Here is a 17,977-nt window from a genome sequence, read left to right on the forward strand (position 1 = left end):
TGTTTGACTAATTCTTTGGCTATAATTCTTCTACTTAATAATAATCGGGAGTAACTTTCATCCACTACTATGAAAGTTTCAGTTTTAGAAATTACATAAGTTTCACATTTACCGTAAGCTTTTATGAAAAAACATCGGCTTTTTGGAGTTATCAGTGCTGTTTGTATTACTTTGTCTGTTCTTTATTCATTTGTGGGAAGTTCTCAAATCCCTACATCTAGAGTGCTACTTTCTACCAACCCACCTTTAGAACGTATTTTTCCCTTTGAAGCAGAGGCAGAAAAACCACAATCTCCCGTTAAACTAACATTGCAAGCTGTTGATGCTGCGGGGAAATCTTTAGCAAATGCCAAAATTAATTTACAAATACTGACACCGCCGCGTAATCCTTGGTTAACAACAGATTTTCCCATTGTTGAGGGGACAAAATTGTTGCAAATCAATGCCAATGCACCTGATGGTAAGCTAGAAGTTCAGCAGATGTTACCCATCCGTGGTAATTACCAACTGTTAGTTAAAGTGTCACCTTTGGTAGCAAATACTTTTGCTGCTTATGAACAAACTTTAAATTTGAATATCCGCGAAAATCCAATCAAATATAAATATTTTGCTGTAATTGCAGCTATTTTACTGTCACTTGGATTGTTGGGTGGTTGGGTTATTGGTGGACAAGAAGAACTACAACAAGGAGAAATTGCACCACAGTCAGTCCGCCTTTTATTAAGTGCATTAACTGTAGTGGCTATAATAACTCTAATAGTTATCAACATTAGTGCAGAAGTTGCGGAAGCGCATGGCAGTGGACATAACTCAAATAGTACTGAAACCATCGCACCATCATCTCAAAAATCTCAGGGATTAGAAATTAACCTTGAGGGAGATAAAAACGCAACTGTCGGAAAACTTGCGAATTTAGCGTTACAGGTGAAAGATACCGCAACCGGACAACCCATAACAGATGTAGCATTACAAGTGAAAGCGATCGCAACAGAACACAATTTAACAGTCTTTGACTACAAAGGTATTCCCGACGAACAAGGGAAGTTAATATGGCTTGAACAATTTTTTGATGGTTCACCCCACAAAATCGAGGTGGAAGCCACTCCCTTACCAGGATCTAGCCGTCAATTTACACCAGTGAAGGTAGCGCAGGAAGTTGAAGTTGAAGCGATCGCACCACCAATATACATCCGATTAATTGGTTTATTTTACTTTACAGCCTTTGTCGGCATTGGTATGGCGATTGGATTGCTAATACAACATCGACGAAAACCACAAGCAAGGACAAATTAGGAATATCAGATTTTTACTAAAGATTCCTCCTAATACAAAGATGTAGATTAATCAATTAAAATAGTTGTGCTTCAACACAACTATTTTGTTGTTAATGGGTTGTATAAAGTATAAAAGGTAGTGTTATGACAATACGGTTCGGTTAAAGGGTAAAGGGTAAAGGGTAAAGGTTTTGAATACATCCTTTACCCTTTACCCGCAAACCCATTCCCCAGATCATAAGGAAAGTGAAAAATGCTTATCCGAATCGTATTGAGTGTTATGAGACAATATAAGCTCTTTTAATAGCTTTCAAGATAAAACTGATGTTCAAGCGTGGGATTGTCGCTAAATTGTTATATTTATTAAGTAGAATTTTATTATTTACAAGCTCATAAAATTAAGATTTACTGAGAAATTAAGAAAGTAATGCTGACAAAAATTGCGTTTGAAACAATTTTGGAACGTGCTTTGATGGGATACGACTTATCTCCCGAAGAGGGAGTGGTATTGTTACAACAAACTGAACCAGAGGCGATCGCAGCAATACGTACTACATCCGATACACTCCGCCACACACAAGCAGGCGATACTGTCACCTACATAATTAACCGTAATATTAACTTTACTAATATTTGTGAGCAGCACTGTAGTTTTTGTGCATTCCGTCGAGATGATGGTGACGCCGATGCATACTGGTTAGATTCGGCGCAAATTTTGCAAAAAGCCACAGATGCAGTAAAACGGGGTGCGACAGAAATCTGTATGCAGGGAGGATTAAATCCACAAGCACTGATAAATGGTAAATCTTTGCCCTACTACCTCAAAGTCGTAGAAACCATTAAACAGGAATTTCCCCACATACATTTACACGCTTTCTCTCCCCAAGAAGTGCAATTTATCGCCAGACTTGATGGACTGGAATATGCTGAGGTGATTGCTGCTTTGCGCGATGCTGGTGTTGGCTCAATGCCAGGAACAGCAGCGGAAGTATTAGACGATGAAGTAAGGCGGATATTGTGTCCAGAGAAGATTGACACAGCCACTTGGCTAGAAATTGTCAGCACAGCTCACAAATTAGGCTTGCATACCACTAGCACCATGTTATCTGGGCATATTGAAACCCACGAACAGCAAATCGGACATTTAGAAAAATTGCGATCGCTCCAAAAAACCGCTATTGATCGGGGATATCCAGCCAGGATCACAGAGTTTATTTTATTACCCTTCGTAGGTCAAGAAGCGCCCAAATCCTTACGTCGCCGTGTTGGACGCGATCAACCAGTTTTGAGTGATGCACTGCTATTAGGGGCTGTAGCGCGGATTTACTTAGGTAATTGGATTCCCAACCATCAGCAGAGTTGGGTAAAACTGGGGCTTGCAGGTGCAGCAGAATCCTTAGCTTGGGGTTGCAACGATATCGGCGGCACATTGATGGAGGAGCATATTACCACAATGGCAGGTGCTTTGGGTGGTACGTGTATGGAAGTGGAAACCTTGCAAACTGCGATCGCTTCTTTAGGACGACCTTACCAACAACGGGATACTCTTTATCAAAAAGTTATTCGTTAGGCATTGGGCATTGGGAATTGGGCATTGGGCATTGGGCATTGGGCATGGGAAAGAGGCAGAGGGGCAGAGGGGCAGAGGGGCAGAGGGGAAAGATTTACTACAACTTCTCCTCTGCTCCCCTGCTCCCCTGCTCCCCTGCTCCCCTGCTCCCCTGCCTCCCCTGCCTCCCCTGCCTCCCCTGCCTCCCCTGCCCCTCTGCCTCCCCTCCCTGCACTCCACACTCTTCACTCAATTGATCCCCAAGTTACCAATCCAAGATAGGATGGACGTTGATTTACGTATTCTTTTACTTAATGCATATGAAGCGCTATTGGTCGCGTTTGCTTGCGCTGGTTTTGGTTGTAGCTATCGGCTTAATGGGTTGTTCTGGCAGTCCAGATAGTTTGACTGGGGATTATCGTCAAGACACCTTAGCTGTGGTCAATATTATGAGACAAGCTCTGGATCTTTCACAAGATTCACCAGATAAGGCAGCAATTCAAGCAGAAGCGCGTCAAAAAATTAATGACTTTTCAGCTCGCTACCAGCGGGTTAACTCTGTTTCTGGTCTTGGCTCGTTTACAACCATACGAACAGCCCTCAATTCTCTGGCTGGACATTACAGTTCTTACCCAAATCGTCCTGTACCCGAAAAACTCAAAAATCGTCTAGAAAAAGAGTTGCAGCAGGTAGAGACAGCGCTAAAGCGTGGCGGTTAACTATTTAATTACTAATTCGTAATTCGTAATTCGTGATTCAAATGGCTACAGAGCCAACACTGATTATAAATATGAATTACGAATTAGTTTTACCACTTTGTTAAGTTGATCTGAGTCAAAGTTGAAAATTTTCAATTTTGTTTATGTAGCCACAGCTGCACACAGGCTGAAGCGACTCATAATTTTGATAGTGCAACCCGATCAATAACAAGCTCTGTGCTTGAATGACCTTGGTCGCGAATGAAAGTCAATGTTAAATTTTGAATGTTTGACGGTTTTACGCGCTTTTGCACCTGCTTAATTAACTCAGGTGTAATATCAAAATTAAACTTTTTTATACCTTGGTTTGGACTTGGTACATCAAAGAAATTAGCTGAACCGATATAGTAAGTATCGATATCAGCGATCGCTTTGAGGCTTGGTAAATTAAGATAAACGCTGTAGTTTCCTATTGGCTCACCCTGATAAGCGACTTGAATTTCCAGCAGATAAACTTCCTCAGACCTAGCTGTATCAATCTCCAAAGGGGTAGATAAAGGAAAAGTTACTTGCGTTGGTATTAATGGATTATCTGTCAACTTTGTTTTAACCTGTTGAGAGGAAATAAACTTTGCTTGCTGCTGCTCTTGAGTTGCAAGATTAAAGGATGATTGGGTATTCACTAAAACCTCATCTTTCCAATTAATTTGGCGAATATTATTTTGAGATACCTGTGCGTGTGTATTATTTAAATCCAGTATGTTCAAAATAGTAAATATGATTAAAAACAGAGGAAAAATCAGCTTGGTCATAATTTACATATGCATAATGTAAGCTTTTTGTCAATAGTTACTTGCTGTTTATTAAATTTTACTGCAAAGATAACAGAATGGTGTTGTTGGCAAATTCAGTAGCTTAGTGACAAATTGATGAAAGCGATCGCATACCTCATATAATTGAAGCGAGATAAACGCGATCGCCTTGAATTCACTCAAAGTCTTTCAAACTGCTTATATAAGTCAGATTTTAGTTACGCTAATTTGCGTAGCGTAATATTCTCAAGGTAAATTTCCTGCGAACGAGCAGTACTATCTGAGACAAACTTTACCTCTATATTTTCTGTCTGAGGCTCTTTCAATTCAGATAATTGTGCATTAACTTCTTTAGTGACATCAAAAACAAAGGTTTTACTGTTTGCATCTTCGCCATGCACATCAAAGAAGTTAACAGAACCAACATAGTAGCGATCTATATCGCTGATTATGCTAGAAATCGACTTGGTACGGGGCAAATTGACATAGACGTTATAGTTGCCGATTGGTTTTTCTGTGAAAGACAATTTAACTTCCAGCAAATATAGTTCCTGTCCCACGGATTCGTTTGCAGTCCGAGCATCTAATAATACTGGAATCTTTTGCAGAGGAGTAGATAATGGCACAGTCACATCTGTCAATTTATTTAAGCTCTGATGAAGCTGTTGCCCATCAGCCAGAACAGAAACGGGTGAGGCTAGTCTAGCCCTCAATTCTGTTGGTTTTATGACAACGCTTTTAACAAGTGCTACTTTTGCATCTGGATCTAGCCGATCGTATTTATAGTCCACACTATAAACTGCATCAATGACTGATTGGGGAGTGTTGTGACTCACTAGATTACCATCTTCATCAGCAAAGGTATAGATTGGGGCTAAATTCGATGGTAGGGGCAAATCCTCCGGTTTCGCTTGTCTAGCTTCTTTTTGTTCTGGGTTTGTTGGTGCTTTTTGCCAAGATTCCCAGTAGCGATCGATGCTAGAATGATGTATCCAAAAGATAGTATCAAATCCAGCAGTACCAACATCTCCCATTAGCCCGATTTGAGCGGGAGCAGGCTGATTATTCCAGATAGGATTGGCTGCATCACCAACATCACCACCTATGTAACCATGCATTTCACCATGAGGTGAGTTCTCAATTTGATTACTAAAATTGAGAGGCGATTGATTAAAAATATTAGTTTTGTATGCTTTGTTTTTATCTTTCTTAATCTGTTGTTGTTCGATTTGTTCAACCGCTCCACCGACAAAATTGAGGACACTATTTCTCAAGTCTGTATATAGAGAGCTAGATGTGATAAATTCCGGTGGCATGGTTCTTTTGTCTGCCCTAGTGTAGTCCCAGTATGGAATTGCAAATTGAGGATCTTTAGAAAGTTTACGAACAATTTTCTCAAAGTAAACTAGGTAAAGTCGATGCCAAGGTAAAAAGTTCTTGCCAGCAATTTGAGCGATGGGTAAGTTTAAATTTTGATCGCGTCTTCCATGAGTGCAATGTTGCCAAGCCTCTAACAGTTTTTGTACCTCTTGTTGCTGCTGTGGATCGTTGAATGCAGCTTCAGTATATTTGTTACAGAGTGAGTTACTCTGGGGAAAATTACTCAAACCTGGAGTCCAATGGATTGCACCTTGGTAATACCAACTTTTAGAATCTTGACAAGCCAAAGCTCGCATTTGTGCCAAGGCATTTGCCATTGAGTTTAAATCCTTTTTACCTTTTTCAGAGAAAACACTACTGCGAGTATATTTTATCTGCTTGATCTGCACACCTTGGACATTTGGCTGGAAAGATTGGGCATAGGCTTTACTTGGCCCTAGCAGGATGCTGACAGTAGTAAATATTACTAAAATCAAAGCGATCGGTAATTTATTCATAATTTTATTGAGAGTTTGAGTAGCACAGCAATATACGGATATAATCTAAGATATTCCGCATTTTAAATATTTTTTGGTTGATTCAGCTAGAAAAAATAAGTATTTTATTCCAGCTGCTACTTAGGCAAAATGCTAATATTCCTTTCACAACAAAAAACTACTAATTTATCAGAGTTTTTAAATGGGGAATATACATTGATATTAAGTATGACAATATGTCATATTTCATTAAATCAGAAAAAAATAATTATGTATTTATTGTGTACAGAGTTTATTCTATTTAACAAAATACTTAAGACTTCTAAACATAGCGGTTCAAAACTGCGTAGGTTTTGAGAAAAAGTGAAAGGAAAAATAAAAAAGTTTTAACCTAAACTCAATTCCAAGTTAAAAATGCTTTAGCCTAAGCAGTATTGATAGTACAATATGCTTGGCTTAAGGGTTATTGGTGTAGATAATTGGTCTTTCAATACGCGATTTATTGCGTCTCTACATCTGGGTTTTCTTGCTCATTCTGAACTGTATTGATTGATGTGAGTGGAGATTGAATGTTAACTTTCGGCTGCATCTTATTTTTGAGAAATAACTTCTCCAAGGTACAGAAAAGTCTGAGTGGCAGCTTCCTTCACTCAGAACTTTGATGGAGCTAGGGGAATATAGAGTTTGAGAGCTATTTTGCGTAAGCCTCCGAAAGACAAGGAAGGAAGAAGTAGCGTTGATTGCACAATTTGGAGTTCCCCAAGTGGCGAAACCCACGCTCCTAGAGCCATTCATCCCGATAACAGACCGCTGTTTGTGCTAGGTTAATCAACAGTGAGCTTAGTAGTGAATGCATTGGTGCTATACCAATCGCCACAGAGCCAACTGTTCTGCCTAGTCAATGGTAGTCGATTAAAGTTATAGCTGAAGCTGAAGGTGCATCCAAGTTAGTTACTGAGTCAGAGAGTTTATTATTTTACATATCTAAATTTTCTCAAACTTTTGTAGTGGGCTGGAAAGCCAGCTCAGTTAGCAACTTCCAGTTTAAAAAACATCCCATCCCTGCGGGATGCTTTGCGAACGTAGGAGTACAATGTCTAGAACCCCTAGAAATGTAACAATAATTTTGGATAATTTATTTTTTGTCAGTTCCTTAATGTAATTTCAATGTGGAACAGCTTATAAAAAATATGGCAACAGAAATACGTGTTTAGGAGTCTTGAAAAAGTAGGTTTCAAAATCTTTGTTACTGAACTATAAATTTTGATACACATTGCCCACAATTATCTAAGTTGGGGCCGATGATTATTGTGTCCATCTACTGCTAGATATGTCTAACCGTCCCTTGAACTTTGCAAGATCGATATTATTTTGGCGGCGCTTATTTGCTGTTGTTTTTACTAGTAGTTTTTTGCTACCCAACTTGGGAAGCGAACCAGCAAGGGCGCAAGTAACTGAGTATTGTCAGTTATCATCAGGTGCGGCGCAAGAAAAAGAAAGCTTACGTTTGTCAGCGCTTAAAGGCAAACAAGATGCTCAAACGCGCTACCAAAGCATAATACAAGAACAGGCACAGAAATTAAAGCAATGTCGCTCTCGAACTTGGCCGCAAACCCAAGCCCTTTGGTTACGCTTGTATCCCTGTGACGTTCAGCCAGGAATAATCGATCAGATTATGGATCGCATTGTTAATCGTGGCTATAACCAAGTTTATATAGAAGTATTTTACGATGGGCAGGTACTTTTACCAGCAAGAGCTAACCCGACGGTTTGGCCTGCTGTGATTCGCACTCCAGGGGCAGAAAATATTGATATACTCGCTACGGCAATTAAAAAAGGTCGGCAACGTGGTTTGAAGGTCTATGCCTGGATGTTTACCACAAATTTCGGCTATACTTACGCCCAGCGCCCAGATAGAGAAAGTGCGATCGCTCGTAATGGCAAAGGTCAAACGAGTTTATATGTGGTAGATAATGGCTCTCAACTATTTATCGATCCCTACAACCCACAAGCAAAACGAGACTACTACAAATTGGTACAAGAAGTTTTGCGCCGTCGTCCAGATGGCTTGCTATTGGATTACGTGCGTTATCCCCGTCAAGCTGGAAGTGATTCTATCGCCACTAAAGTTTCAGATTTATGGCTATTTAGTCCCGCAACCCAAGAAGCTTTATTTAAACGGGCACAGAATTACAAAGCGCTGGACTTAATTCGCCGCTTTTTAAGCAAGGGATTCGTCACTGGGGGAGATGTAGCTGAAGTTGATAAACTTTATCCTCAAGAAGGTGAACCTCTTTGGCAAGGACGCATCCCACTAGCGCAAAAGTCAATCCTGCCTGCAACCGATAGACAAAGAGTTTTACAATGGGACTTGTGGCAGCTTGCCGTTGCCCACGCTATGCAAGGAATTCTAGATTTTGTCACCATCGCTAGTTACCCAGCAAAGCAGCAAGGTGTTTCTACAGGAGTGGTGTTTTTTCCTGATGGCAACCAAACTGTTGGACAAGGGTATGATTCTCGTTTGCAACCTTGGGATCGGTTCCCCAATACATTAGAGTGGCATCCTATGGCTTATGGGAATTGCGGTAATGTCAGTTGTATTGTGGCGCAAGTACAACGGGTTTTGAGTATGGCAAAACCGGGTACGCAGATAATCCCGGCTTTAGCTGGTCAGTGGGGAAAATCTGTTAGTAATCGTCCATCCCTAGAAGTGCAAATGCAAGCACTTCGCAAATTTGCCCCGCAACTGAAGGGAGTTAGCCACTTTGCCTATTCTTGGCAATATCCTCAGAGTGATAGCGATCGCAAATTCTGTCGAGTTAAGTAGACTTTTTGCAGAATTAGTAAAAAGGGATTGAATTTCCCTTTTAACTGATAGAATCACACACTTTACAAATTCATACCAAATATAGTTAACATCATAACTACAGCTTAAGTATAGTGTGTAGCGAGTCGTTGGAATGCCGAGGGTGCTGGACTATCTGCGAGGTACTGGCGTATTATCTCAGCACACGCACCTGGGCTTAACAAAGAGGTATCAACTTCCAGGTCATAGATGCCAGGGATGTGGACTTCACGTTGCCATAACTGAACCGGATGTGGTATTGGGGAGTCAGCTGTACTTCCCACATTCCACCCGGTGTTTTGTCGTCGTTCCATAACGATCTCGATCGGGCAGTGAACGCCTACGAACAAAACCGGCAATCCCTTCAAACGTCGGGCACTATCAGCCAGAATATCCCGCTTTATTGCGTAGGCGTCATGGTGTCCGACATCAACCACGACATTCAGACCCAAGCGGCTGTGGGCAGCGATAGACTCATACATGGCGCTGTACAGAATGGGAACAAAGGGTTCGATGTCCTGGCGTTCTCCCCCTGGTCGTAAACCAATCCCAGGCAAGTATCGTGCGGGAGTCATTTGCATAAATCTATCAACACCCAAGTTCATCCACAGACCATCAAATGTCTCCTGAATCACTGCGACAATGCTCGACTTCCCCGATCGCGGGACACCATTCAGGATGATAATCTGTCCTAGCTCCTGTGTCTGCCCCATGATTCCTCCTCGCATCCTTTATACATATAGTTAGCAGTTCCACGTTAGGGCTAAAACTTTGAATAGGCAAGAATTGTGTTCGATCATCCGAAAAATGACTTTATTACCAGAGTTTCCGCAGGCTAAGTTCACGATTAAATTCCCACTCTCTAACTCAATTTAAAGCCAAGTCCTCTGGTGTATTACAGTTAAATAGCATTTCGGGTTCTGCTAAGGGCAAAACTTCTACCGGATATTGCCGAAGCCACTGCTGAAACGATCGCTCCCCTTGGTTGATAAACTCTAGGAGTTGTGGCAAACAGCTACGGCGATAGAAACCACACAGGGGTTCCCAACCTTTGGGATGACAAGCTAAAGCTGCGATCGCATTATCCTCCACGCTATCAAGTCTACTTGCCCAATCTTGCAACACCTCAACTCGCAACCTCGGCAAATCGCAAGCTAGCAACAGCACCCATTCTGTCTCTACTTCGGCTAGTCCTTGAGCAAATCCAACTAAAGGCCCGTGGGCTAAAGATTCTCCAGACAAAGGAACTTCTCGGATAAACTGACAACCAGGCAAAAGCAAGTCTTGATAGCGTTCTGGCCAGGGAGTTACTACATAAACAACATCAGCACAGCTTTGAGCAATCCCACAAACTCGCTGCAACAATGCTATCCCTTGAATGGGAATCAAGGCTTTATCTTGACCCATCCGAGAACTTTTACCGCCAGCTAACACAATCGCTGTTAATTCGCTTTTGGTCGTCATAGTTATACATCGAATTGGGGTCTGGGTACTAGTAACTGGGGATTAGGCACTAGAGAGGAGAATAATACATATTCAATGCCCTATGCCCTATTTTGACTTTTCTCCACTTGCTGCAATAAATGCTCTACACTTTCAGCTGGTGCAAGACACTTCAAACCTTGGCAAACTAAGCCAACGCTTCTCTCTGGTAAATCAGATGTGATGGCAAACACAGCCACCGGGAGAAACTTGGGGATCAGAGAGTTTATTTGCTCAGTTGTGCTGCGAATCAAGGTAGAATTACGATACCAATCCAAAGCTGTAAATAAGCTGGGACAAGCTTGGGGAGCGCGATGCATTACACTCCTAAAAGCTTTCAAACCAAGTTCCGCTAAATCTAAATAATCTAGATTATCGGTGAGTAGGGCAAGACGGACAAGGTTAGCGATCGCAATTCCATTGGCTGATGGTGTCGCATTATCTGCGTAACTACGCTCTCTAACAATTAAATCTTGACTAGAATTGCTTGATGTGTTATAATAACCACCTAATTCTACACTCCAGAGAAATTCGTTAAATTCATTTTGGATAGCGATCGCATTTTCTAACCATTGCTCATGCTCAGGGTTAGAAGCTTGTAAATCTAGTAGAGCTTTAACAAACAAAGCATAATCTTCAGACTGCCCTAAAACGGTTGGTTCTCCTTGATAATTGAGTCTCTGGAAACGCCCATCGACAAATTGATTTTCCAAAATAAAATTCGCCGCTCGTGCTGCTAATTCCAGGTATAAAGGTTGTTGGAAAACCCCAGCAGCCCTAGCCAGCCCGGAAATCATCAAGCTATTCCAGGCAACAATCATTTTCGTATCTGTCACCGAGGGAATGCGACCTGGCCAGTTAGTAGTTTTTGCTTCTTGGTTGTTACGGGCCGGGGGAAAAGTTTCTAAAGACTCAGAACTAACGCCATAGCGAGCGGTAAACAGCTTACTCAGTGCCATTTCCAGCGTTGCACTCAGTTGACCTGAATGCCGTCTTTGCAAAACATTACGTCCTTCAAAGTTGCCGTTAGGCGTCACCGTAAACTGTTGTTGTAATTCCGTTAATTCTTCAAGCGTTAACAGTTGTTGTAATTCGCTGTAACTCCAGACGTAAAAAGCTCCTTCTTCTGGTTCTACCGCCGTGGGTTCTGTAAAGCTGTCCGCATCTTGAGCAGCATAGAAGTAACCTTCAGGCGCAGTCATCTCTCGTTTTAGCCATTGTACAGTTCCAGCAATTGCCCTCTCAAAGGCTGGCTCTTGTACTCCTGCACTCCATAAAGAAGCCAGATACTCCACAATCTGTCCATTGTCGTAGAGCATCTTTTCAAAGTGGGGTACTGTCCAAGTGGGGTCAACAGTATAGCGATGAAAACCACCACCTACATGGTCATAAATGCCGCCCAGCGCTAAGTCTAGTCCCCGCTGGGTACAAATTTGCTTGCCATCATAGCGAGATTCAAAATTAAATCGAGTTCCCCGCAGTGCTAATTCTGTATAGGGAATCATCGGAAAACTGTTGCCAGATTGACTAGGAGTAATTACACCTGTACAAGTTTCCCAACCTTGGCGGAGTAATTCATGGTCTTCAAGCTCGGTTGTTGTACCATCTTGCAACACCGCAGATGTGAGCAGAGACTCAATAATTAAGGCTTTACGTTGTTGTAAGTCCGCTTTTTCTGTATCGTAATAACGGCGAAGCGCTTGCAACACCTGTAAAAATCCCGGACGACCATAGCGCGGGTCTACAGGAAAATAAGTACCAGCGTAAAACGGCACTAAATCTTCTGGGGAAAGAAAAATATTTAAAGGCCAACCCCCTTGACCGCTCATCATCTGCAAAGCTTGCATATAGATGCTATCGAGGTCAGGTCTTTCTTCCCTGTCTACTTTGATGGGAAGATAATTGGTATTCATGTAGTCAGCGATCGCAATATCAGAAAAAGCCTCGCCTTCCATGACAGTACACCAGTGGCAACTAGAATAGCCAATGGAGAGAAAAATCGGTTTATTTTGCGCCCTTGCAGTTGCAAGTGCTTCATCACACCAAGGCCACCAATCAATGGGGTTTTCGGCGTGTTTGCGGAGATAGAGGCTCTTAGCTTCAGCAAGGCGATTAGTCATAATCAAACGCAAGTAGTTGCCTTCTTTGCTCAGTCTAGCCTGTTCTCAGGCGTGTTAGCCTAGATAGCTATGTAGATTAAGTCAGAAACTCAACGAGCGAATTATACCTTTGTTTTTAATATCGCCTAAGTAAGTTGGTGTAAAAAAATTGCAGTTTTGTAGTCAGCGCTAACTACAAGGGAAGCTTTTATATAATAATTGGATTTATGTACGCCGACTTACTTACACCTGTGCAACTTATGAAACATTCTTATTGAAAAGGTCGCAATAGCAAACTGACAATATTCGGTGGCGTTTCTTGCATCGGTGATGCTGTTTTTGTTTGAATTAAAGTATTTGGGCTAAGTCCTGCTATCAGATGGAGCAAGAAGGTGATGATGGCGGCTTGTATAAGTTTTTCCAGCATGGCACGTCTCTCTCTGAATGGATAGCATTTCAATTACGATTGGTTATTCTAAATACACCTCGTACTCCCGATTTACCGAATCTAACAAAAATAACTTGATAAATGCTGAAGGAAATCCTAAAAAAATGTTTAAAATGTTACTGACAGTTAATATAATTCCCTAAGCAAATCGGATTTCGGTTATCGGTCTAATCAATACATAGCCAAGCTTGTACAGCAAAGTCCGAGATATACAGCAGAATTCATAATTCAGGAATAAAACACCCTTTATACCTGGATAAAAGATTTAGCTTGTGTACCTCACCAACTTGAAATTTGCTGTTAGATTGGCAACAATTGAAGTTTTTTGATTTATTCTTCCCGAAACCGGGATATTTTCTTAGACAGCTTTTGTTGCTAAAAAGTGCCCTTGGAAGTTGAATGTATTGCAAAAGCACATTTTGCTCCTTTGTTGAATAAGACAGAATAGCCAAGATTTACTTATATCTACTTGGGAATAGTAGAGATCAGCCCCAGTTTCGTGCTGTCACCGATAAAATGTATTTAAAGTAGCCACAAACACGCTTCCATGATTCCTATCGTTATTGAACAATCGGGTCGAGGTGAACGCGCCTTTGACATCTACTCACGGCTGTTACGTGAGCGCATCATCTTTTTGGGACAACAAGTTGATAACAATATTGCCAACTTGATTGTTGCCCAACTGCTGTATTTGGATGCTGAAGACCCGGAGAAAGACATTTATATGTATATCAATTCTCCCGGTGGTTCGGTGACGGCTGGTATGGGCATTTTTGACACTATGAAGCATATTCGCCCTGATGTCTGTACAATTTGTACCGGATTGGCAGCGAGTATGGGTGCTTTTCTCCTCAGCGCGGGTGCTAAGGGTAAGCGGATGAGTCTACCCCATTCTCGGATTATGATTCACCAACCTTTAGGCGGCGCTCAAGGACAGGCGACTGATATTGAAATTCAGGCGCGGGAAATTCTGTACCACAAGCGGCGGCTAAACAACTATTTAGCTGAACATACAGGTCAACCACTTGAGCGCATTGCTGAAGATACTGAACGTGACTTTTTCATGTCGCCAGAGGAAGCCAAGGACTACGGTTTGATTGACCAAGTGATTGACCGTCACTCTGCTGGTAGTCGCCCAGCAGTTGCTGTTCTTAATTAATAGTCACCATTGGTAAATGGTGATTTACCACTTTTAATTTCCTTAAACTCTAAAAATAACCCCTTTTCATAACTGAAGAGGGGTTATTTGACTTCAAAACTCGATTTTACAGCGGTTCTCAGTTGAGTGAGGTACAAGAACCCCACCCCCAACCCCCTCCCCGCAAGCGATGAGGGGAATATGATGTACCTCATGTGATTAGTAAACGCTATAAAGGGTCAAGATCCTATTTGTCGAAATGAAGGTAGTCTTGATCCGGTAGCAGATATTGAAGAAATTCCAACTTTTAATTGTCTGAAGATACACGTTTCGAGCCTGACATAGGATCATCAAAAGTTGGGAATAACCATAATTTGTCGCTCTACAATAGCCTTAAAACTAGTCTGCTGGAGTAGAGCAATGTTATCAAAACAAACTTTTTGTGACTAAATAATACCAAGCAATTTGAATTTTATTTTCAACCTCATACTATTAAAGTCTTTTTCAGACTGTAGTTTTTTTATTAAAAGCTTAATTTAGATTTAGGTTACAAAGACACTAAGTTATTTTGTACAGTGCGTAATCCCAAAAATCAATACATTTATCTTCAGGAATAAACATCATGAATTACTTCAAATCAAGTCTCAAGCTAACGTTGCTAACTTTATTGACTTGTGGATTGGTTTCCCCAGCTTTTGCGACACCCGATAACGACAATAGCATTTTTGCAGCGGATTTTGAGGGGAATTTGAATAGTGGTCAAGGATTTCTTCAGATTAAAGGCGATGTGACCACCACCGATGACTTAGAAGACTTTAGAAAAGTGCTACTTACGGGGCGCTCTAACTTACGTTTAAAACTGGAAGGCGTTGCCCCGAATGGAGGACGGACAGATTTGTTATTAGTTAGGGATTCAAACAACAATGGTCAAATTGATCGCAATCAAGGCGAAGTGATTGGCCAAAGTCGCGATTCATTTTCCCACCAAATTACACGCCAGAATCTAGCCGCAGGAAATTACTTCATCATTATCCGGAGCAGACAGTTTAGCTCAAACAAAGTTCAGTATCAAGTCAGTGTAGATGCACGGGTGTAGTCAATCCTGTAAACTTGCCAATCAAAAGCGCGATCGCGCTTTTGATCTTTCTCAACTCAAGAGGGTATTTTTCCCTCGTTAACCCTAACTCACTAATTGTCTACTTTGTCAATGCATAAGTTCTAGTACTCTGCCAACCCAAAAATGCGCTTGTAGAGGTTGGGGAAAGGTTAAAGGGGAAAGGGAAAGGGATTAAAAACATGAGTCCCTTTTCCCCTTACCCTTTACCCTGCTTGCGTTCCCAAGGCGTACTACTAGACGAATCAATTTTAGATAGCCCAGGTGCGGTACAATTTCAATTCGCACACAAGGCATAGTTAATGACAAATCAAAATCCCGCTATTGGGTCTGGCTGAGATTGTAAGTATTTGAGGAATCCGTGTAGTTCTTCTTCAGTCAGCAAAGTCCGCCCGCGCTTACCATAGGTTTCAATCAGATGTTCCCGTCCTTGTTCTGGTGTCCAGCCTAAACGCTGTATTTCGACATCAGTTTTAGCAATTACATCCGACAAATCTGCTGGTGTTGGTTGAGATGCAAGGGATGCAAGGTATTGCCGGAAGTCTAGTAATTCTGCTTCTGTCAGCAAAGTACGCGATCGCTTACCATAAGTTTTAATCAGATGCTCCCGTCCCCGTTCTGTTGTCCAGCCTAAACGCTGCATTTGGACATCGGTGTTAGCCAATATCTGAGATAAATCCTCAGAAGATATTCTAGTAATTACATTGTCTGATTCTTCTGAGTATGTAGAGAGATATTGGAACTCTTCGTATTCTGCATCAAGATTGCTGGGGTATTCTACTATAGGTTGAGCTTCAAAATATTTGAGTAATTCTAATAGTTCTTCTTGAGTAAGCGAATTCTGACTTTGCTTGCTAGAAGTTGTTGTAACATACTCCTGTTCCTCCTCTTTCATCCAACATAACCGTTCGATTTGAGTATTAATTTGCCCCTGCTGTTGTGTCCAACATAACTGTTCGATGTCAACATTAATTTTGGCAGTCACAACTTCATCTAATGGTTGAGATTCAAGGTATTGAAGGAAGTCTAGTAATTCTAATTGTGTCAGTAAAGTCCGCGATCGCTTCCCATAATTTTTTATGAGATGTTCCCGTCCCTGGTCTATTGTCCACCCTAGTCGCTGCATTTCAACGTCTGTTTGAGCAATTACTTCAGAAAAATTCACAGGCCATAGCTTCCTTACTGTTTCAAGAGCCTATGTTATTAGTCATTAGCCCTTACAAATGACTAATGACCAATGACAAATGACAAATGACTAATCAAAATCCCGCTATTGGGTCTGGTTGAGATTGTAAGTATTTGAGAAATCCATGTAATTCTTCTTCAGTCAGCAAAGTCCGCCCACGCTTACCGTAGGTTTCAATCAGATGCTCCCGTCCCTGTTCTGGTGTCCAGCCTAAACGCTGAAGTTCGACATCTGTTTTAGCTATTACATCTGATAAATCCACTGGTTCAGCTTTTTTCTTTCTCTTTCCTGTCACTGACGGGGTAGTGGCATTTTCTTGAGGGCTGTAACTCCGGGGTGTAAATGGTGTGACATTGTTGGCAGAAATTGCCGGAAAGGTTTGATTTTCTGGCTGGTTATCAAAGTTTATTTCCAAGTTCTCAACTGGCGGGTCGAATTCTAGCTCCTGCTTGGCAGTCATAGGAAAGTTTTGACCTAAATCCTGACTATAGGTATCGTTTAGAGGCGCAGCATTGCTGTACCCGTATTGTTCGTTACTGCTTGTTACTACTTCTGGTTTGATGTTCCGTTCTTTGGAAGGCGGTATAGATATTTCTTTATCGCTGACTGCTGGCCACTGACTACTAACAAAATCCTCAGCTTTTGGAGAGGAATAAGCAGCAGGCTCACTCAATCCACCTTTAGCATTCAAGTCAGGATTTAGCTGTGCTGGGGAAACTGGATTTGAGGTCAACACCACTGATTCTAGTGGCGCGTTTGTAATACCCAAAACTATCAGTGCCCTGGTTCTAGCTTGGTCTTCTGCTGCTTCGACTGTTTCTGCTGCTGCCATACCCGTAGCACGGGTTACGCCTTCAATTTGCACGCTTGCCCGAACAATATATTTTCCTTGAAAAATTTGCACTAATTCAGAAATCAAACTGCCCTGGGGATACAAGCTCTGGAATTGAGCCAACATAATACTGCTACCAATCTAAATATTTTTAATAACGGGGTTGATACTGCCTGTATATTCAAGCGCGATCGGCTGCCCTTACTTTAATTTACATCCACTCGATACCCAGGATGCCTGTCAATATTGCATTTATTTATTTTTAATTGTTTACTATCTGTCATCAGTTTCTTGGCAGGCGATGAGTAGGTATAATTCTCTGCTCTGAGCCGTCAAGGTGATATTCTTGCTTTGCCTGGTGTCCCAATTGTAGCAGTAGCTCTTTTTTGACGAAATTTTTGGTCAGTGCTAACTTATCTGGGTAGTCTTGCTTGCAATGCTATACTGATTACCCAAGTCGATATCTAGAACTATTTTCTGGAAGTGCGCTCTAAATCTACAATAATGGAGATAAGGTTCGCCCTCGCTGCTCATTAAGCTGCTTACCTAATTGTTACCGATTCTACATGTGGGAAAATTGGGTTCACCAGCAGTTCCTCCTAGTTACAAATCAGAGTCTAATGGCGTAAAATTACCTTCTCTCT

Annotated in this window: 14 protein-coding genes; 6 read left to right on the forward strand and 8 right to left on the reverse strand. The window is 41.5% G+C overall.

Annotated features, from left to right (window positions below; genetic code table 11):
- The first annotated feature begins 123 nt into the window (after positions 1-123).
- From RMY27_RS11115 to psb27, 3 genes are all read left to right on the forward strand, one after another.
- A complete protein-coding gene (locus RMY27_RS11115; RefSeq protein ID WP_322663118.1) occupies positions 124-1,293 on the forward strand; it encodes a hypothetical protein in 1,170 nt (389 codons plus the stop codon).
- A gap of 408 nt (positions 1,294-1,701) precedes the next feature.
- Positions 1,702-2,844 (forward strand): 7,8-didemethyl-8-hydroxy-5-deazariboflavin synthase subunit CofH, encoded by a 1,143-nt coding sequence (gene cofH, locus RMY27_RS11120; protein WP_322663120.1) that lies wholly within the window; start codon positions 1,702-1,704, stop codon positions 2,842-2,844.
- Positions 2,845-3,137: 293 nt separating this feature from the next.
- Positions 3,138-3,542 (forward strand): photosystem II protein Psb27, encoded by a 405-nt coding sequence (gene psb27, locus RMY27_RS11125; protein WP_190240755.1) that lies wholly within the window; start codon positions 3,138-3,140, stop codon positions 3,540-3,542.
- Positions 3,543-3,718: 176 nt separating this feature from the next.
- Here the strand turns inward: psb27 and RMY27_RS11130 are convergent, their stop codons facing one another.
- Together RMY27_RS11130 and RMY27_RS11135 are read right to left on the reverse strand one after the other, a co-directional pair.
- Positions 3,719-4,333, reverse strand: coding sequence for a hypothetical protein (locus RMY27_RS11130; RefSeq protein WP_322663121.1), 615 nt, complete (start codon positions 4,331-4,333; stop codon positions 3,719-3,721).
- Between the two features lie 218 nt (positions 4,334-4,551).
- The gene (locus tag RMY27_RS11135; RefSeq protein ID WP_322663123.1) at positions 4,552-6,210 is read right to left on the reverse strand and encodes a tyrosinase family protein; all 1,659 of its coding nucleotides are present in this window, start codon (positions 6,208-6,210) and stop codon (positions 4,552-4,554) included.
- A 1,309-nt stretch (positions 6,211-7,519) separates the two neighbouring features.
- On the opposite strand from RMY27_RS11135, the gene RMY27_RS11140 reads away from it, so the two are divergent.
- On the forward strand, positions 7,520-9,016 hold the full coding sequence (locus tag RMY27_RS11140; protein WP_322663125.1) for a family 10 glycosylhydrolase: 1,497 nt from the start codon (positions 7,520-7,522) through the stop codon (positions 9,014-9,016).
- A 104-nt stretch (positions 9,017-9,120) separates the two neighbouring features.
- Here RMY27_RS11140 and RMY27_RS11145 read toward each other — a convergent pair whose 3' ends face one another.
- The 4 genes from RMY27_RS11145 to RMY27_RS11160 all read right to left on the reverse strand — a co-directional run bounded on the left by RMY27_RS11145 (position 9,121) and on the right by RMY27_RS11160 (position 13,042).
- On the reverse strand, positions 9,121-9,747 hold the full coding sequence (locus RMY27_RS11145; protein WP_322663127.1) for a chloramphenicol phosphotransferase CPT family protein: 627 nt from the start codon (positions 9,745-9,747) through the stop codon (positions 9,121-9,123).
- Positions 9,748-9,901: 154 nt separating this feature from the next.
- Positions 9,902-10,498, reverse strand: coding sequence for a molybdenum cofactor guanylyltransferase (locus tag RMY27_RS11150; protein WP_322663130.1), 597 nt, complete (start codon positions 10,496-10,498; stop codon positions 9,902-9,904).
- A gap of 80 nt (positions 10,499-10,578) precedes the next feature.
- On the reverse strand, positions 10,579-12,636 hold the full coding sequence (locus tag RMY27_RS11155) for a thioredoxin domain-containing protein (protein WP_322663132.1): 2,058 nt from the start codon (positions 12,634-12,636) through the stop codon (positions 10,579-10,581).
- Positions 12,637-12,886: 250 nt separating this feature from the next.
- Positions 12,887-13,042 carry a hypothetical protein gene (locus tag RMY27_RS11160; protein ID WP_322663134.1) on the reverse strand — a complete coding sequence of 52 codons (156 nt, stop codon included), beginning with the start codon at positions 13,040-13,042 and terminating at the stop codon, positions 12,887-12,889.
- A gap of 568 nt (positions 13,043-13,610) precedes the next feature.
- Here RMY27_RS11160 and clpP point away from each other — a divergent pair.
- Together clpP and RMY27_RS11170 are read left to right on the forward strand one after the other, a co-directional pair.
- Positions 13,611-14,222 carry an ATP-dependent Clp endopeptidase proteolytic subunit ClpP gene (gene clpP, locus RMY27_RS11165; protein WP_322663136.1) on the forward strand — a complete coding sequence of 204 codons (612 nt, stop codon included), beginning with the start codon at positions 13,611-13,613 and terminating at the stop codon, positions 14,220-14,222.
- A gap of 601 nt (positions 14,223-14,823) precedes the next feature.
- Positions 14,824-15,297 (forward strand): hypothetical protein, encoded by a 474-nt coding sequence (locus RMY27_RS11170; protein WP_322663138.1) that lies wholly within the window; start codon positions 14,824-14,826, stop codon positions 15,295-15,297.
- 328 nt (positions 15,298-15,625) lie between these two features.
- On the opposite strand, the gene RMY27_RS11175 is transcribed toward RMY27_RS11170, so the two are convergent.
- Together RMY27_RS11175 and RMY27_RS11180 are read right to left on the reverse strand one after the other, a co-directional pair.
- Positions 15,626-16,480, reverse strand: a complete 855-nt coding sequence (locus tag RMY27_RS11175) for a hypothetical protein (RefSeq protein WP_322663140.1) — start codon at positions 16,478-16,480, stop codon at positions 15,626-15,628.
- A gap of 94 nt (positions 16,481-16,574) precedes the next feature.
- Positions 16,575-17,459: a hypothetical protein gene (locus RMY27_RS11180; protein ID WP_322663141.1), complete on the reverse strand. Its 885-nt coding sequence runs from the start codon at positions 17,457-17,459 to the stop codon at positions 16,575-16,577.
- Positions 17,460-17,977 lie beyond the last annotated feature (518 nt).

The sequence above is a fragment of the Nostoc sp. DedQUE09 genome, from assembly GCF_034530915.1.
GTDB lineage: Bacteria > Cyanobacteriota > Cyanobacteriia > Cyanobacteriales > Nostocaceae > Nostoc.

What these genes read in the sequence shown, in the direction of transcription:
- RMY27_RS11115 (WP_322663118.1), top strand. Translation starts at nt 124, where the DNA reads ATGAAAAAACATCGGCTTTTTGGAGTTATCAGTGCTGTTTGTATTACT.
- cofH (WP_322663120.1), top strand. Translation starts at nt 1,702, where the DNA reads ATGCTGACAAAAATTGCGTTTGAAACAATTTTGGAACGTGCTTTGATG.
- psb27 (WP_190240755.1), top strand. Translation starts at nt 3,138, where the DNA reads ATGCATATGAAGCGCTATTGGTCGCGTTTGCTTGCGCTGGTTTTGGTT.
- RMY27_RS11130 (WP_322663121.1), bottom strand. Translation starts at nt 4,333, where the DNA reads ATGACCAAGCTGATTTTTCCTCTGTTTTTAATCATATTTACTATTTTG.
- RMY27_RS11135 (WP_322663123.1), bottom strand. Translation starts at nt 6,210, where the DNA reads ATGAATAAATTACCGATCGCTTTGATTTTAGTAATATTTACTACTGTC.
- RMY27_RS11140 (WP_322663125.1), top strand. Translation starts at nt 7,520, where the DNA reads ATGTCTAACCGTCCCTTGAACTTTGCAAGATCGATATTATTTTGGCGG.
- RMY27_RS11145 (WP_322663127.1), bottom strand. Translation starts at nt 9,747, where the DNA reads ATGGGGCAGACACAGGAGCTAGGACAGATTATCATCCTGAATGGTGTC.
- RMY27_RS11150 (WP_322663130.1), bottom strand. Translation starts at nt 10,498, where the DNA reads ATGACGACCAAAAGCGAATTAACAGCGATTGTGTTAGCTGGCGGTAAA.
- RMY27_RS11155 (WP_322663132.1), bottom strand. Translation starts at nt 12,636, where the DNA reads ATGACTAATCGCCTTGCTGAAGCTAAGAGCCTCTATCTCCGCAAACAC.
- RMY27_RS11160 (WP_322663134.1), bottom strand. Translation starts at nt 13,042, where the DNA reads ATGCTGGAAAAACTTATACAAGCCGCCATCATCACCTTCTTGCTCCAT.
- clpP (WP_322663136.1), top strand. Translation starts at nt 13,611, where the DNA reads ATGATTCCTATCGTTATTGAACAATCGGGTCGAGGTGAACGCGCCTTT.
- RMY27_RS11170 (WP_322663138.1), top strand. Translation starts at nt 14,824, where the DNA reads ATGAATTACTTCAAATCAAGTCTCAAGCTAACGTTGCTAACTTTATTG.
- RMY27_RS11180 (WP_322663141.1), bottom strand. Translation starts at nt 17,459, where the DNA reads ATGTTGGCTCAATTCCAGAGCTTGTATCCCCAGGGCAGTTTGATTTCT.